This is a genomic window from Halomonas organivorans (assembly GCF_014192055.1).
Classification (GTDB): domain Bacteria; phylum Pseudomonadota; class Gammaproteobacteria; order Pseudomonadales; family Halomonadaceae; genus Halomonas; species Halomonas organivorans.
Genome location: NZ_JACHXM010000007.1, coordinates 167,670 through 183,014, shown reverse-complemented (window position 1 = coordinate 183,014; position 15,345 = coordinate 167,670). Strand labels below are relative to the sequence as shown.

Genomic DNA, 15,345 nt, shown 5'->3' with positions numbered 1-15,345 from the left:
CAAGCCGTCATATGGGCCCGGCGCCAGATCAAGTCAGCGAGGGTCTGTCTAATGTCCACGAATCAGATCGCGGATGACGCGCCGCCCGGGATGCAGGTGATCGGCCAGCGGTGCCTCGAGTGGCAGCGGCTCGTCGCAGATACGCGAGGCGATCAGCTCGGCGCACAGCGGCGCGCTGGAAAGACCGCGTGAGCCGTGGGCGGCGCTGATCCACAGCCCCGGATGATGGCGCCCGGGCCGTTCCGGCGCGCGGGTGGCGTCCTTGGCCATGGCGGCATAGTCGTGGCGCCAGGCTTCGGCGTCGGGCACCGGGCCGGCGTAGGGCGACTTGTCGGGGCTGGCGGCGCGCACCGCGGCGCGGCCGTCCAGCGCCGCCGGCGAGAGATCGGCGTCGGCCGCCGCCAGCGCGGCGGGATAGCCGGGCAGGGTACGCTCGAGCTCCTCGAGATTGGCGGCATGATCCGCCTCGCGGGTCGCCGCATCGGCGTCGTTGGGGGCGAAGCTGGCGCCGAAGGTCAAGCTGCCGTCCAGCGGCGGCATGGCGTAGCCGCCGGCGCAGATGACCCGCGTCGGCGCGGGAGCGCCGCTCGGCAGCGTGAGCCGCGAGATCTGGCCGCGCACCGGCTGCAGGGGCAGGGCGGCGGTCTGGGCGAAGCCGTTGGAGGCAGTGGCTGCGGCGATCACCACTTGGTCGATCTCGAGAGTGTCGACCGCGAGGGCGGCGCTGTCGCCGCCGGCCAGCGCCAGCCGCCAGCCGCCGGCTCCGTCTTCACCCGCAATGGGCGAGATCTCGCGGACCTCACCCCGGTAAACGCTCACTCCGTCGCTCGCCGCCAGACGGCGGCAAAGGGCGTCCGGACGCACCCAGCCGGCCAGCGGGTAGTAGAGCCCGCCGTAGGATAAGCCGAGCCCTTCGTGGGACAGGCCGAGTCCGTCGTGGGACAGGCCGAGTCCGTCGTGGGGCAGATCGAGCCCGGCGAGCCGGCCGGCCTCGTCGGCGTCGACCGCGCGCACCACGCTCTCCGGCAGCGGATGGTTGGCGAGAAAGCGGGCCTGGCGGCGCGTCTCGCGCTCGGTGGGAGCGAGCTGCAGCACCCCGCCGGGCGACCACAGCGTGTGCTCGGGGTCCAACGCCTCGAGCCAGCGTCGGGCATGCAGCAGCCCGGCCAGGTAGGTGCGGCTCTGCCGGTTGGTGTCGGCGGCGAGCTTCACGTAGAGCGCGCCCTGGGCATTGCCGGAGGCGCCTGCGCCGGGGCCCTCGCGGTCGATCAGTGTCACCGCCACGCCGCGACGCGCCAGGGCGGCGGCCACGGTCGTGCCGGCGAGCCCGGCGCCGATCACCGCGACGCGGCGTGCCGGCTGCGGCGCCGGGGGCGTGAACCAGGGCGTCGTCCGGCGGCGTTCGTCTTCCGGCGGCGTCTCGATCTCGCCGGCCAGCATCTCGCGCTTGCGGCCGAAGCCGGGCACCTTGCGCCAGGCGAAGCCGGCGGCCTTGAGGCCGCGCTTGACCACCCCGGCGCAGGTGAAGGTGGCGAAGGTGGCGCCCGGTCGCGAACGCGCGGCCATGGCGGCGAACAGCTCGGGGTGCCACATCTCGGGATTCCTGGAGGGGGCGAAGCCGTCCAGGAACCAGGCATCCACGGCCCCGTCGAGAAGCCGGAGGCGCTCGGTGGTGTCGCCGAAGTGCAGGTCCAGGGTCACGCGCTGGTCGAGCCACAGGCGATGCACGCCGGCCACCGGCTCCGGCCACTGCGCGACCAGCGCCGCGGCGCGTTCGGCGAGATCCGGCCAGGCAGCGAGCGCCCGTGCCAGGTCGTCGCGCTCGAGCGGAAACTTCTCGGTGGATACCAGGTGCAGTCGGGCCTCGGCCGGGGCGTGGGCATCGAAGCATGCCCAGGCGCATAGCATGTTGAGCCCGGTGCCGAAGCCGGTTTCGCCGACCACGAAGGGGCGAGTGGCACGCCAGTGGGCGAAGCGTTCGGGCAGGCGATTGGCGGCCAGGAACACGTGCTCGGTCTCGGCGCGGCCGTCATGGCGCGAAAAGTAGACGTCGTCGAAGGCGCTTGAGTGCGGAGCGGTCTCGCCGTTGGCATCCTGGCGCCAGTCGAGGCGGGCGTGTTCCAGGCCGGCCAGCGGCGGCAGGTCATCGGGGGCGGCGGTCAAGGTCGGCTCCGGGAGGGGCAACTGGTCAAGGATTGATCGATCTCGCCGCGGCGCCTTCGCCACTGGGCTGGCGCAATGGGTCCGCGGCGTTTCAACAATGTTATCCACAGAAGCTGTGGGAAATCGACGTGTTGATAAGTCATCTCTGGGGACAAGTCGGCGCCGTGGGACGATGCGCTCATGCCCCGAGGCATTCGCAGAGGGGCTCGGCAGACCGTCCCCACGCTTCAGTCAGGGGTGTCACGGCATCACCCCCTATGAAAACGGCTCGAGCCCGACGCGCGAGCCGATCCTGCCGCTTGCGGCCGGCAGGCGCTTAGGGGAGCGCCTTCTTGAAAGGCTTCACCGTCACCTTGGCGTAGACGCCGGCGATGATATAGGGATCGGCGTCCGCCCAGGCCTGGGCGCTCTCCAGGTCCTCGAACTCGGCGACCACCAGGCTGCCGCTGAAGCCTGCCTCGCCGGGATCCTCGCTGTCGATGGCCGGATGGGGGCCGGCCAGCACCAGGCGACCTTCATCGCGCAGCTGCTCGAGGCGGGCCAGGTGATCGGGACGGGCGGCCAGGCGCCGTTCCAGGCTGTCGTGCACATCTTCACTGATGATGGCGTAGAGCATCTCGGGATGTCCTCGGCTATTAACGTATCAATCCAAAGCGGCGTCCTGACCTCCTGGATCGTCGCCCGTGCCACACGGGCGCAGAGGCGGGAATATGCCGGTGTCGTGCCGCGATTCGCCCGGCCTCGATGCTGGCCGCGCGGCGGCGTTTCGCGCCAGGGAGCGAGTGGCTCGGTTGACCGGGGTGGGTCGGGCGAGCACCATGGTCGCTATTCTGACAAAGTCACCTGCCTACGTCATGCCAATGCCAGCACTTCCCGTGCGCTTCGAGGGTCAAGATGCCCTCACCATCGATCTGCACATGCATTCCACCGCCTCGGATGGCGCCCTGTCGCCGACCGATCTGGTGGCGCTGTGCGCTGAACGGGGTCTGACCCATATCGCCCTGACCGACCACGATACCGTGGACGGCGTGGCCGAGGCCTGTCAGGCCGGAGAGGCTGCGGGGGTGAGGGTGCTGCCGGCCACGGAACTCTCCACCCAGTGGCGCGGGGTCAACCTGCACGTGGTGGGATTGTTGCCCGAGGGTGTCCGGGGCACCCTGGCCGAAGGGCTCATCGGCCAGGCCGAGGCCCGTGAGCGGCGTTCGGTGACCATTGCCGCGCGTCTGGAGAAGATCGGCCTCGACGACGCCCTGGCCCGGGCTCGCGAGCAGGCCGGCTCCGATCGCCCGCTGGGCCGCCCCGATTTCGCCAAGGCGCTGGTCGCGGCGGGCCTGGTACCCGACATGGCCACGGCCTTCGCCAAGCATCTGGGTAACGGCAAGGCCGGTGACGTCAAGGCCCATTGGCCCTATCTTCGCGAGGCGGTGGGCTGGATCCTCGACGCCGGCGGCGTGGCGGTGCTGGCGCACCCCCTGCGCCACAAGCTGACGCGCCGCAAGCGCGGGCTGCTGCTGGACGACTTCCGCGAGGCCGGCGGCAGGGCCGTCGAGCTGATCAGCGGATTCCAGAACCCCGATGCCACCCGCGACCTGGCCCGCCAGCTCCAGGAGCGTGAGCTTCGGGCCTCGCTGGGCAGCGACTTCCATTTTCCCGGCGGCCATCTGGCGCCGGGCAGCATGAGCCCGGTGCCCCGCACCGCGGTGGCCCCGGTGTGGACCCATCCGCGGCTGGCGGGGTGGGTAGGCCTGGCCCCGGCGGCCTGAGCCGCGTCTTCGACCCAAGAGAACAGGGAGTGCCCATGAGCCAGTTCTTCCAGATTCACCCGGACAATCCCCAGAAGCGCCTCATCGACCAGGCGGTGCAGATCATTCGCGATGGCGGCGTGATCGCCTATCCCACCGACTCCGGCTATGCCCTGGGCTGTCACCTGGGCGACAAGAAGGCGGTCGAACGCATCAAGTGGCTGCGTGATCTGGACGACAAGCACAACTTCACCCTGGTGTGCTCCGATCTCTCCGAGATCGGCACCTACGCCAAGGTCGACAACGCCGTGTTCCGGCTGCTCAAGGCCCATACCCCTGGGCCCTACACCTTCATTCTCCAGGCCACCACCGAGGTGCCGCGCCTGCTGCTGCACCCCAAGCGGCGTTCGATCGGTGTACGGGTGCCCGATCACCAGATCACTCGGGCGTTGCTCGATGCCCTGGGCGAGCCGCTGATGAGCGTGACCCTGATTCCCGACGGCGAGGAACTGCCGATGACCGATGCCGAGGAAATTCGCGATCGCTTCGGTGCCCACCTGGCGCTGGTCATCGACGGCGGCGCCTGCCACCTGGAGCCGACCAGCGTGGTGGACCTGCGTGAGCTGCCGCCCAAGGTAGTCCGCGAAGGCCGCGGCGATCTGGCTCCCTTCGAAAGCTGATTCCGCACCGTTTACGGCACTTCTCCGCCGGCTCGACCTTCTGGTCGAGCCGGTTTTTTTTCGCAGCGACGATACAGGGCAGTAGGCAGTCGCTCTTCTCGGTCATTATTTGAATGACCAATAAAAATAAAATATGATCCAATCGTCTTTCTTCGATAACAAGGTGTAATCGAGTGGCGGCCAGTGTCGCCGCGCCCGAGAGCACTCACACAAGGAGAACTCCATGCCGATGACGGATTACCGCCTTGCTGGCGTCGCCGCCGTGGCCGGTCTGATGGCGCTGCCGATGGCCGCCCCGGCCGTTGCCGATGACGATTCCATGATCTGCGCCCAGGCCGCCTATGCGATGGGCCTGCGCTACCAGCAGCAGTCCGCCGAGGTCGCCGCCCTGCAGCGTCAGGGCTTCGCCCTGGCACGCTATCGCCTCGAGGACCGGCTAGAGGCGCTGGGCGAAGACGCCGCCCCGGCGATCATCACCGACCTCGACGAGACGGTGCTGGATAACAGCGCCCTGCTGGCCCGCGACATGAGCGAGTGCCATGACTACACCACCTGGGATACCTGGAAGCATTGGGAGCGTGAGGGCGAGCCGAGCCTGATTCCGGGCGCCAAGGCCTTCCTGGACTATGCCGACGAGCACGGCGTGGCCATCTACTACGTCTCCGATCGCTATCAGGAGAACGAGGCCGATACCATCGCCACCCTGGAGGCGCTGGACCTGCCCCAGGTCTCCGAGGACAGCGTCATGCTGTTGGGGCCGCCCAAGTCGGAGCGTCGTGCCGCGGTGGTCGAGGACCACACCCTGGTGATGCAGCTTGGCGACTCCCTGCACGATTTCGCCGGAGAGTTCGCCGATGCCGATCTGGCCGGTCAGCATGAGCTCGTCGACGAGAACGCCGAGCGTTTCGGCCAGGACTGGATCGTGTTCCCCAACGCCGGCTACGGCGACTGGAGCGAGGCCGAGCTGGAGGGCTGGGACGCACCGCTCGAGGTCGAGTGAGTTCGCGCCCGCGACATCGCACGAGGAGGCGCCCCGGGATCATTCCCGGGGCGTTTTTTCATCCAGGGTGCGGGGATCGGGCGTGGTCTCGTCGAGCCAGGTGCCACAGCGCAGGCAATAGCGGGCGCGTTTCTCGTGATGATCGTGTCCGCACCCGGGGCAGGCTTCTTCGGAGTAGCGGTCGGCCCGGATCGAGCGGATCACCTCGGCCGAGAACACGCCGGTGGGCACGGCGATGATCGAATAGCCGATCAGCATCACCATCACCGAGATGCTCTGGCCGAGCGGCGTCACCGGGGCGATGTCGCCGTAGCCCACCGTGGTCAGGGTCACCGCCGCCCAGTAGATCGACGCGGGAATGCTGGTGAAGCCGGCCTCGGCGGGCTCGATCAGGTAGACCAGCGAGGCGAAGATGGTGATCAGCATGCAGACGGTGAACAGGAACAGGAAGATCTGCCGCCCGCTGCGCTTCAGGGCGTCGATCAGCAGGCGCCCCTCGCCGACGAACTCCATCAGCCGCAGCACCCTGAACACCCGCAGCGTGCGCAGCAGGCGCACTACGACCAGCGATTGGGCGCCCGGCAGCACCAGCGCCAGCCAGGTGGGCAGGATGGCGACCACGTCGATGATGCCGTAGAAGCTCCGCAGGTATTGCCAGGGCCGCTCCAGGCAATAGAGCCGGACCAAAAGCTCGGCGGTGAACAGTAGCGTGAAGCCCCACTCGAGCCGGCGGAACCAGGGGCCGTAGGCGTCGCGCAGGGCGGGAACGCTCTCCAGCATCACCACCAGCACGCTGGTCAGGATGATCCCGATCAGCACGATGTCGAAGCCCTTGGCCAGCGGGGTATCGGATTCGAAGATGACCTGGAAGACGCGGGTTCTCAGGGTACCGGCGGCAGGCTTGAAACGGTCGTGTTTCACGATGGCTCCTCGATCCCTCAGCCCAGGGCCACGGAGCCCGGCAGCCGGCGCGCCAGGGCCAGCATCCTCCGTCCGGTATCCGTGCCCGCCTGGTAGTCGTCGCGCACGGCCTTGGCCAGGTGGCGGGCATCCTCGGCCACGTCCGATTCGCCGTCGGCGAGCCGCAGGAAGGCGTCGCTGGCCGCTTCGCGCCAGGCAACGTCGCCGGTGTCGGCCAGGGCGTCCAGCGCCACCACGGCGCGGTGTAGCCAGGCAGCGGCGGTACCGCCCTCGGGGAGCGTCCAGCGTCCGGCGAGCAGGGCGGCGCCGCGGGCGGCCTTGCTGGTGTCGGACGGGCGCAGCGGTACCCGCTCGGCCAGGGATTCGGCGAGGTCGAGCAGGGCGTCGGGAGCGCCGGCCTTGAGTTCGAGTTCGAGCTCGCGAATGGGAGCATCCTGGGCGTCGGCGCGGATCTCGCCGAGATCCAGCGCCACCTCGATGGTGGCGACGTCGTCTTCCAGCCACCAGATCTCGCGTGCGAAGTCGGTGGCGAAGCGAGGCGTCAGCCGGCCCAGCACCCCTTCGCCGAGCGCGGCGATCGGCGGCAGGTCGATCAGTCGACCCAGGTCGAGCCCCGGTCCCATGACTTCCCACTCCCATTCGCCGCGGCTGGACAGCCCGCCGCCGCCCTGGCCGCTGGTCTTCAGCGTCTGCACCAGGCGGGTGTCGTCATGACGCAGCCGCAGTGCCATGCGAGCGGCTTCCAGGCGGCCGTCTGGCGTATCGAAGTAGGTGTTGCCCAGGCGAGTGGTGCGAGGCGTCAGGCCGGCGAGCCGGGGATGGTGGCGCAGGGCCTCGGCGCCGGTGGGGCCCAGGGCCAGCTTGAGTTCGATCTCGTTTGCCATGAAGCGGTCGCCTTATCGGATGTTCGTGAAGATTAGATGATTTTCTCATGACGACGGCGCGGGCAGTCTCTATACTGACGCCGCCATTTCCAAGTGCCTAGATGCCCCATGGTGACATCCAATCCCTTCTCGGCGATGTTCGGTCGCTCGCCATTCCAGCCCCTGCTGGCTCATATCGTCAAGGTTCATGACTGCGCCGAGGCGCTGCTGCCGTTCTTCGAGGCGACTCTCGAGGACGACTGGCAGATGGCCGCAGAGCACCGCGAGACCATCACCCGGCTAGAGCATGAGGCCGACGAGCTAAAGACCGAGCTGCGTCTCAACCTCCCCAACACCATGTTCCTGCCGGTGTCGCGCTCCGATCTGCTGGACCTGATCAGCGTCCAGGACAAGATCGCCAACAAGGCGCGTGACATTACCGGCATCATGCTGGGTCGCAAGATGCGGGTTCCCGACGAGATCGCCCAACCGATGCGCGAGTACATGCGCACGTCGGTGGCCTGCGTCGGCCAGGCCCGACAGGCTCTCGAGGAACTCAAGGACCTGCTCGAATCGGGCTTCGGCCGCAACGTCTCCGACGTGATGCAGAAGATGATTCGCGAGCTGCATGTCTACGAGCAACAGGCCGACAAGCAGCAGATTGCCATCCGCCGTCAGCTCTTCGAGCTGGAAGACCGCTTGCCGCCGGTGGAGGTGATGTTCCTCTACAAGATCATCGACTGGGTCGGTGAGCTCTCCGATCGCGCCGAGCGTGTCGGCAGCCGCCTTCAGATCATGACGGCCAACTGACCGGGCCTTCCCGCGCCACAAAACCGCCACCTTCTGACCGCTGAAAGGGACGTCGTCCTATGTCGATCATCGCGCAACACGGTGACATCTTCATCATCCTCGCCTGTGCCTTCGGTTTCTTCATGGCCTGGGGCGTGGGTGCCAACGATGTCGCCAATGCCATGGGGACCTCCGTAGGTTCCAAGGCCATCACCATCAAGCAGGCGATCATCATCGCCGTGATCTTCGAATTCCTTGGCGCCTGGCTGGCCGGGGGGCAGGTCACCGAGACCATCCGCAAGGGCATCATCGACCCGGCGCTGCTCGAGAACGATCCGCAGTTTCTGGTCTACGGCATGCTGGCCTCGCTGCTGGCCGCGGCGACCTGGCTGCTGATCGCCTCCATGCGGGGCTGGCCGGTGTCCACCACTCACTCGATCGTGGGCGCCATCGTCGGCTTCGCCATGGCCGGGCTGGGTCTCGAGGCCGTGGGCTGGGGCAAGGTGGGGCAGATCGCCGCCAGCTGGGTGGTGTCGCCGCTGATGTCCGGGACCATCGCCTTCATGCTGTTCAAGTCGGTGCAGCTGCTGATCTTCGAGAATCGCGACCCCTTCTCCGCCGCCAAGCGCTACGTGCCGATGTACGTCTTCCTGGTCGGTTTCATCGTTGCCATGGTCACCCTGACCAAGGGCCTGAAGCATGTCGGTCTCGACCTGAGCTTCGGCGAGAGCCTGCTCTACGCGATTCTGATCGGGCTGGGCGTGATGCTGCTCGGTGGCTTGCTGGAGCGCCGCGTGGGGGCCGAGAAGCGCCAGGACGATGCCTTCGGTTTCGGCGGCGTGGAGCGGGTGTTCGGCGTGCTGATGCTGTTCACCGCCTGTGCCATGGCCTTCGCCCACGGCTCCAACGACGTGGCCAACGCCGTCGGCCCGCTGGCCGCGGTGATCAGCGTGGTATACAGCAGCGGCGACATCGGTAGCGGTTCGCTGGTGCCCTGGTGGGTACTGGTACTCGGCGGTGGTGGTATCGTCGTCGGCCTGGTGACCTACGGTCACAAGGTCATCGCCACGGTGGGCACCGGCATCACCGAGCTGACCCCGAGCCGCGGCTTCGCCGCTACCCTGGCCGCCGCCACCACCGTGGTACTGGCCTCGGGTACCGGGCTGCCGATCTCCACCACTCACACGCTGGTCGGCGCCGTGCTCGGCGTCGGTCTCGCGCGAGGCATGGCAGCGCTCAACCTGCGGGTGATCGGCACCATCGTGATGTCGTGGCTGATCACGCTGCCGGCCGGTGCCGCCCTGGCGATCGTGTTCTTCTTCATGTTCAAGGGCATGTTCGGCTAAGTTCGGCCACGGGCCACGGGCCACGGGCCACGGGCCACGGGCCACGGGCAACAGGCTCTGAATCGGGAGATCTTGCGCGGCATCACGAAGGCTTATCATCCAGCCCGAAGCCCGAAGCCCGAAGCCCGAAGCCCGAAGCCCGAAGCCCGAAGCCCGAAGCCCGAAGCCCGAAGCCCGAAGCCCGAAGCCCGAAGCCCGAAACGGCGGCACCGCTAAGGTGCCGCCGTTTTCGCGTGTCTGATATAGTCGACACTCATCCCTTCCCTTCACCTGCTGCCGGAGCGCGGCCTTGGACACTCGTTTTCCCTTCGTCGACTGGTTTCGCAACTCCTCGCCGTATATCAATGCGCACCGAGGATGCACGTTCGTCATCCTCATCGAGGGCGAGGCCGTGGCGGAGGGTCGAGGCGAGCAGCTCATTCAGGACCTGGCGCTGTTGCATACCCTGGGCGTGCGCCTGGTGGTGGTGCTGGGCATTCGTCCCCAGGTGCAGCGGGTGCTGGCCGAGGACGGCATCGTGCCGCGTCGCCACCATGGGCGCTGGGTGGCCGACGAAGCGATCATGGCCCGGGTCGAGCGGGTGGCCGCCGAACAGCGCCTGTGGCTGGAGGCGCGGCTGTCGCTGGGGCTGCCCAATACCCCGCTGCACGGCGTGGAGATGACGGCGGTTTCCGGCAATCTGGTGATGGCCAAGCCGTTGGGGGTGCGGGACGGCATCGATTTCCACCGTAGCGGCGAGGTGCGTCGCGTTCGTGACGGTGCCATGCGTGGCCTGCTGGATCAGGGCTCGCTGGTGCTGCTTCCGCCGCTGGGGTACTCCAGTACCGGCGAGGTGTTCGATCTGGACGCCGCCGAGGTGGCTCGCCATACCGCGACGGCGCTTGGCGCCGACAAGCTGATCCTGCTTGGCGAGGCCTGCGGGCTGTTCGACGAGGCGGGTCGCCTGTGCCGGCAGCTGGCGCCGGTCGAGGCCGAGCCGCACCTGGCCGCCGCCTGTGCCGGCAGCGAACTGGCTCGCCACCTGGGCGCCGCCTGTGCCGCCGCTCGCCACGGGGTGGCTCGCACCCACCTGCTGTCCTGGCAGGACCATGACGCCCTGCTCGGCGAGCTGTTCACCCGCGACGGCGTTGGCACCATGATCACCCAGCATCGCTACGAGCAGCTGCGCCGCGCCGAGATCGATGATATCGGCGGCCTGCTGGAGCTGCTCGAGCCGCTGGAGCGCCGCGGCATGCTGGTACCGCGCTCCCGGGAGCGGCTGGAGTACGAGGTCGACGACTACGTGGTCATCGAGCGCGACGGCATGGTGATCGGCTGTGCCGCCCTGCATACCTTCGGCGAGGCACGCATGGGCGAGCTGGCCTGCGTGGCCGTGCATGGCGACTACCGGGGTGGCGCCCGCGGCGACCTGCTGCTCGGCGAAGTGGAACGGCGCGCCAGGGCCCTCGGGCTCGAGGCGCTGTTCGCGCTGACCACCCATACTGCCCACTGGTTCTTCGAGCACGGCTTCCGTCTTGCCGCCATCGACGAACTGCCGCCGCTGCGCCGTGACACCTACAATCACGCCCGCCAGTCCAAGGTCCTCGTCAAGGCGCTCGGCTGAGCGCTGTCGCTGCCCGACGCCACCCAGGGGCTTGGATGTCTCCTGATGGCAACACATCAATCTTCTGTTTTTAAACGTTTTTTCTATACCTCGCTGAATGACGTCGCCATTCAGCGACGAAAATCGCCTCGACGAGAACGGTTTCAGCGCCCTTCACCAGTCATGCCAATATCAAGCATTCCTCAAGTTGTTGATTTTAAATGGAATGGCTTGAAGATGGCACGCAACTGGCAATAGATAGGGTGAGCAAACGGAAGCGATTCAAACGGCTCGAATTGCTTCCGGTCGCCGAGAGGCTCGCGACAACACTGCCCTGTGCCTCCGACCTCGCGGCGACCAACGTCTGCTCCAGCGATGTGTGACTTTAGGTTGCGATGAGACGGTACCGACGACGTCATGGACGTGTACCGAAAGGGCAAGGATGCCCTGGCAAGGATGCCTCTCCTCCGATGGAGATGAATCGCGCGGCCACGCCCCGGCGGGGCCGCCAAAGTCGAAGCGGGGTGGTTCGCCATCCGCGAAGAGAGCTCGCCTGGCGTTACCGGGCCTCTTCCCAGGCTTCGCGGGCCCGTCGGCCCAAGGGAAAAACACTCGATCGCCGGGCCAGGTCGACGACCGAATGTTTTGCCCACCCCTTCAGTTCCCTGCGTATTGGGCCGGCTCTGCCGGCCTTTTTTTTGCCTGTTCGGCCGCGACGCGGCGCGGGACACAGGCCGAACTCTGGTATCCTCGGGCATTGACGATGGTGATTGCCGACTCACTCCTCTACCGAACGCTGGCCATGACTTCTGCCGTTTCCCGACGCTGGCGCCCCCGCTCGCTCTTGCAGCTGGTGTTGCTGGCTTTTCTAATGGTGATGCTGCCCCTTGCCGTGCTGATGTTCCAGGCCGGACAGGCGCTGTCCGAACTCTCGCGCCTCGCCGACCAGAGTGCCCGAGAGGCGGTCGAGGAGACGCGGCGTGCCCGCACCCTTGGCGCCCTGGCCCTGGAGATGGAGCGCGGGGCGCGCCAGTATGCGGTGGTGGAACAGGACAGCCTGCTCGATATCTTCGACGAGCGCCTGGCCGAATATCGTCGCCTGCTGGCTCGGCAACGCGAGCTGTTGCCCGACGATCCGGACGTCAAGGCGCTGGCCGGGCTGCTCGACCGGCTCGCCGAGCTACCCGGGCTGCCGATGGAGGCGTTCCAGGATCGCCTCACCGACTTCCTGCCCTTCGCCGAGCATACCGAGGCCATGCGTCACGCCACCAACCGGCGCATCGACGATCGGCTGGACGTCATCCGCACCCGTGCAGAAACGGTGCAACATCGGCTGTGGTGGCAGACGGCGGCCCTGGTTTCCGCCAGTCTCATCCTGATGCTGCTGTTCACCCGCCTGATCGTGCGCCCGGTACGCCAGCTCGAGCGCCGCATCCTCGGCATCGGCAGCGGCGGCCAGCAGGCCCGGGTATCCCCGGTCCAGGGGCCGGCGGAGCTGGTCAGCCTCGACGAGCGGCTCGACTGGCTGGCCTCTCGGCTGGATGAGCTGGAGGAGCAGAAGCAGCAGTTCCTGCGCCACATGTCCCATGAACTCAAGACCCCGCTGGCCAGCGTCCGCGAGGGCTCCTCGCTGCTGGCGGACGGCGTGGCCGGTGAGTTGACCGGCCACCAGCGTGAGATCCTCGACCTGATCGATGCCAGCGGCAGCGAACTGCAGCAACTGATCGAGCAACTGCTCGACTACAACCTGCTGCAGCATAATCAGCGCCTGGAAACCGAGCGCCTGGACCTCGCCACCGTGGCCAAGGAAGTGCTGGCCAAACACCGCCTGGCACTGCAGCAGAAGGGCATGGTGCTGTCCTGTTTCGACGGTCCGCTGGTCTGGCAGGCCGACCGCACCGCGACCGGACGGATCCTCGATAACCTGATCTCCAACGCCATTGCCTACGGTGAAGACGGCGGCCAACTGGAGATCCGCGCCCATGCCCGGCACGACCGACTGGTGCTCGAAGTCGCCAACAGCGGCGAGCCGATTCCCGAAGAGGATCGGCCGCGGCTGTTCGAGGCCTTCTATCAAGGACGCATCCGCCGCAAGGGAGCGCTCAAGGGCTCGGGCATCGGGCTGTCGGTGGCCGCCGATTGTGCTCGCCTGCAGCATGGCAGCCTGGCGCTGGTGGATGATGCGCGGCTGGCGGTGTGTTTTCGCCTGACCCTGCCGCGCCCGGCACCGGGCAACGAACATCAAGACACCGATTCCGCCATCGCGGAACACCACGCAAGGAACGAGTGATATGACCCCACGCCCCCTGCTCCTGTGCCTGGTTCCGGTCTGGTTGACCGGATGCCAGTGGCTGCCGGTGCAGCTGCCAGGACAAGAGCCGCGGGAACCCGTGGTTCAGGAGACCGATGTCGGGGCCTGCTTCTCTGAGATACCCGATTTCGACGAGCCCTCCTGCATGTTCGAGGACTGGGTCGCCTTCGGACTGGCCTCGCAGCGCGGTGACCGGGCATGGCGCGATGCCATGCTGCTGCGCCTGGAGGGCAAGGACACCGATCGACGCCTGGCCAGGGCCGTCGTGCTGGCCTGGGGCGACGAGCGCCAGTGGGACCAGGCCTCCGAGCTGTTCAAGGCCGACCTGAGCGCCGCCCCGGCGCGGCTGCAGCCGCTGCTGCGCTACTGGCTCAACGAGGTCGAGGGCCGGCGCGGACTGAACCAGCGATTGAGCGAGAGTCGGCAGGCCCAGGATGCGCTGGCCGAGGAGAAGGCCGCCCTGGAAGAGAAACTGGATGCCCTTACCGACATCGAACGCAACATCAACTCGCGTCAGCAGACCGAGTAATGCGGGAGACATGACATGATGCCAAGCGCAAGCCCCCAGGCCCCGAACCACGGGGCCCACATCCTGCTGGTGGACGATGATCCCAGCCTTCTCAAGCTGCTGGGCATGCGTCTCGAAAGCCGGGGTTATCGCGTGACCACCGCAGAGAGCGGGCGCGCGGCCCTCAAGCACCTGGATGCCGGCAACCCCGACCTGGTGCTCTCCGACATGCGCATGGACGAGATGGATGGCCTGGCGCTGTTCCAGGAGATCCAGCGTCGCCTGCCGGGCCTGCCGGTGATCATCCTCACCGCCCACGGCTCGATCCCCGATGCCGTGAGCGCCACCCGTCAGGGCGTGTTCGGCTTCCTGACCAAGCCGGTGGATCGCGAGGAGCTGTTCACCACCATCGACGAGGCGCTGTCCCAGACCAGTCCCGGCGGCAACGGCGACGGCGACGATCGCTGGCGCGAGGCGATCATCACGCGCAGCCCGGAGATGGAACGCATCCTCGAGCAGGCGCGGATGGTCGCCACGTCCGACGTCAGCGTGCTGGTCACCGGTCCCTCGGGGTCGGGCAAGGAGCTGATGGCCGAGGCCATCCACAAGGCCAGCCGCCGCGCCGACAAGCCGTTCGTGGCCATCAACTGCGGTGCGCTGCCCGAGCAACTGCTGGAAAGCGAGCTGTTCGGGCACGCCAAGGGCGCCTTCACCGGCGCGATCAGCGAGCATCGTGGCCTGTTCCAGGCCGCCGACGGCGGTACCCTGTTCCTCGACGAGATCGGCGACATGCCGCTGCCGCTGCAGGTCAAGCTGCTGCGCGCGCTGCAGGAGCGCCAGATCCGCCCGCTGGGCTCCACCGCCTCGATCCCGGTGGACGTGCGGCTGATCTCGGCCACCCACCGCGACCTGGGCCAGGCCATGCACGACGGTGAGTTCCGCGAGGACCTCTTCTATCGCCTCAACGTGGTCAACCTCAAGCTGCCGCCGCTCAAGGAGCGTGCCGAGGACGTGCCGCTGCTGGCCAAGTACCTGGTCGCCCAGGCCGCGGAGCGCCACAAGCCCTTCGTCAAGGGCTTCTCGCGCGAGGCCCTAAACCTGCTGGCCTCCTGCGCCTGGCCCGGCAACGTGCGTCAACTGGTCAACGTGGTGGAGCAGTGCGTGGCGCTGACCAGCGCGCCGATGATCCCCGAGGCGCTGGTCGCCCAGGCGCTGGCCGCCGAGGAGAACGCCCTGCCGACCTTCAACGACGCCCGGGCCGGCTTCGAGCGCAGCTATCTGGTCAAGGTGCTCAAGATCACCGAGGGTAATGTGACCCAGGCGGCCCGCATCGCCGGGCGCAATCGTACCGACTTCTACAAGCTGCTGGCCCGCCACGAGCTCGAGCCTTCGACCTTCAAGCCGGGGGCAACCCACAGCGAGGCCTCATAGCGGGGGCTT

General features: G+C 67.6%; 13 protein-coding genes. 9 read left to right on the top strand and 4 right to left on the bottom strand.

Features of this window, described 5'->3' with window-relative positions; all coding sequences use genetic code 11:
• Nucleotides 1–48: 48 nt before the first annotated feature.
• Both mnmC1 and FHR96_RS09925 read right to left on the bottom strand, forming a co-directional pair.
• Entirely contained in the window at nucleotides 49–2,163 is a 2,115-nt protein-coding gene (gene mnmC1, locus FHR96_RS09930) for an FAD-dependent 5-carboxymethylaminomethyl-2-thiouridine(34) oxidoreductase MnmC1 (RefSeq protein WP_183387514.1), read from the bottom strand.
• A gap of 316 nt (nucleotides 2,164–2,479) precedes the next feature.
• The gene (locus tag FHR96_RS09925) at nucleotides 2,480–2,779 is read right to left on the bottom strand and encodes a YciI family protein (RefSeq protein WP_183387513.1); all 300 of its coding nucleotides are present in this window, start codon (nucleotides 2,777–2,779) and stop codon (nucleotides 2,480–2,482) included.
• 238 nt (nucleotides 2,780–3,017) lie between these two features.
• On the opposite strand from FHR96_RS09925, the gene FHR96_RS09920 reads away from it, so the two are divergent.
• The 3 genes from FHR96_RS09920 to FHR96_RS09910 all read left to right on the top strand — a co-directional run bounded on the left by FHR96_RS09920 (nucleotide 3,018) and on the right by FHR96_RS09910 (nucleotide 5,585).
• The gene (locus FHR96_RS09920; protein WP_183387533.1) at nucleotides 3,018–3,926 is read left to right on the top strand and encodes a PHP domain-containing protein; all 909 of its coding nucleotides are present in this window, start codon (nucleotides 3,018–3,020) and stop codon (nucleotides 3,924–3,926) included.
• Between the two features lie 35 nt (nucleotides 3,927–3,961).
• Complete coding sequence (locus FHR96_RS09915; protein WP_183387512.1) at nucleotides 3,962–4,585, top strand: L-threonylcarbamoyladenylate synthase; 624 nt, start codon at nucleotides 3,962–3,964, stop codon at nucleotides 4,583–4,585.
• 223 nt (nucleotides 4,586–4,808) lie between these two features.
• Complete coding sequence (locus FHR96_RS09910; RefSeq protein WP_183387511.1) at nucleotides 4,809–5,585, top strand: 5'-nucleotidase, lipoprotein e(P4) family; 777 nt, start codon at nucleotides 4,809–4,811, stop codon at nucleotides 5,583–5,585.
• A gap of 39 nt (nucleotides 5,586–5,624) precedes the next feature.
• On the opposite strand, the gene FHR96_RS09905 is transcribed toward FHR96_RS09910, so the two are convergent.
• Both FHR96_RS09905 and FHR96_RS09900 read right to left on the bottom strand, forming a co-directional pair.
• Nucleotides 5,625–6,506: an ion transporter gene (locus FHR96_RS09905; RefSeq protein WP_183387510.1), complete on the bottom strand. Its 882-nt coding sequence runs from the start codon at nucleotides 6,504–6,506 to the stop codon at nucleotides 5,625–5,627.
• Nucleotides 6,507–6,523: 17 nt separating this feature from the next.
• The gene (locus tag FHR96_RS09900; protein ID WP_183387509.1) at nucleotides 6,524–7,390 is read right to left on the bottom strand and encodes a CYTH domain-containing protein; all 867 of its coding nucleotides are present in this window, start codon (nucleotides 7,388–7,390) and stop codon (nucleotides 6,524–6,526) included.
• 108 nt (nucleotides 7,391–7,498) lie between these two features.
• Here FHR96_RS09900 and FHR96_RS09895 point away from each other — a divergent pair, with 108 nt between their 5' ends.
• The 6 genes from FHR96_RS09895 to glrR all read left to right on the top strand — a co-directional run bounded on the left by FHR96_RS09895 (nucleotide 7,499) and on the right by glrR (nucleotide 15,336).
• Nucleotides 7,499–8,179: a TIGR00153 family protein gene (locus tag FHR96_RS09895; protein WP_183387508.1), complete on the top strand. Its 681-nt coding sequence runs from the start codon at nucleotides 7,499–7,501 to the stop codon at nucleotides 8,177–8,179.
• 59 nt (nucleotides 8,180–8,238) lie between these two features.
• Entirely contained in the window at nucleotides 8,239–9,504 is a 1,266-nt protein-coding gene (locus FHR96_RS09890) for an inorganic phosphate transporter (RefSeq protein ID WP_183387507.1), read from the top strand.
• Between the two features lie 289 nt (nucleotides 9,505–9,793).
• Nucleotides 9,794–11,107 carry an amino-acid N-acetyltransferase gene (argA, locus tag FHR96_RS09885; RefSeq protein ID WP_183387506.1) on the top strand — a complete coding sequence of 438 codons (1,314 nt, stop codon included), beginning with the start codon at nucleotides 9,794–9,796 and terminating at the stop codon, nucleotides 11,105–11,107.
• A 781-nt stretch (nucleotides 11,108–11,888) separates the two neighbouring features.
• Nucleotides 11,889–13,376 (top strand): HAMP domain-containing sensor histidine kinase, encoded by a 1,488-nt coding sequence (locus tag FHR96_RS09880; RefSeq protein WP_183387505.1) that lies wholly within the window; start codon nucleotides 11,889–11,891, stop codon nucleotides 13,374–13,376.
• Between the two features lies 1 nt (nucleotide 13,377).
• Entirely contained in the window at nucleotides 13,378–13,926 is a 549-nt protein-coding gene (locus FHR96_RS09875) for a hypothetical protein (RefSeq protein ID WP_183387504.1), read from the top strand.
• A gap of 15 nt (nucleotides 13,927–13,941) precedes the next feature.
• Nucleotides 13,942–15,336, top strand: a complete 1,395-nt coding sequence (gene glrR / locus FHR96_RS09870; protein WP_281378389.1) for a two-component system response regulator GlrR — start codon at nucleotides 13,942–13,944, stop codon at nucleotides 15,334–15,336.
• Nucleotides 15,337–15,345: the final 9 nt, after the last annotated feature.

What these genes read in the sequence shown, in the direction of transcription:
- FHR96_RS09925 (WP_183387513.1), bottom strand. Translation starts at nt 2,779, where the DNA reads ATGCTCTACGCCATCATCAGTGAAGATGTGCACGACAGCCTGGAACGG.
- FHR96_RS09920 (WP_183387533.1), top strand. Translation starts at nt 3,018, where the DNA reads ATGCCAATGCCAGCACTTCCCGTGCGCTTCGAGGGTCAAGATGCCCTC.
- FHR96_RS09915 (WP_183387512.1), top strand. Translation starts at nt 3,962, where the DNA reads ATGAGCCAGTTCTTCCAGATTCACCCGGACAATCCCCAGAAGCGCCTC.
- FHR96_RS09910 (WP_183387511.1), top strand. Translation starts at nt 4,809, where the DNA reads ATGCCGATGACGGATTACCGCCTTGCTGGCGTCGCCGCCGTGGCCGGT.
- FHR96_RS09900 (WP_183387509.1), bottom strand. Translation starts at nt 7,390, where the DNA reads ATGGCAAACGAGATCGAACTCAAGCTGGCCCTGGGCCCCACCGGCGCC.
- FHR96_RS09895 (WP_183387508.1), top strand. Translation starts at nt 7,499, where the DNA reads ATGGTGACATCCAATCCCTTCTCGGCGATGTTCGGTCGCTCGCCATTC.
- FHR96_RS09890 (WP_183387507.1), top strand. Translation starts at nt 8,239, where the DNA reads ATGTCGATCATCGCGCAACACGGTGACATCTTCATCATCCTCGCCTGT.
- FHR96_RS09880 (WP_183387505.1), top strand. Translation starts at nt 11,889, where the DNA reads ATGACTTCTGCCGTTTCCCGACGCTGGCGCCCCCGCTCGCTCTTGCAG.
- FHR96_RS09875 (WP_183387504.1), top strand. Translation starts at nt 13,378, where the DNA reads ATGACCCCACGCCCCCTGCTCCTGTGCCTGGTTCCGGTCTGGTTGACC.
- glrR (WP_281378389.1), top strand. Translation starts at nt 13,942, where the DNA reads ATGATGCCAAGCGCAAGCCCCCAGGCCCCGAACCACGGGGCCCACATC.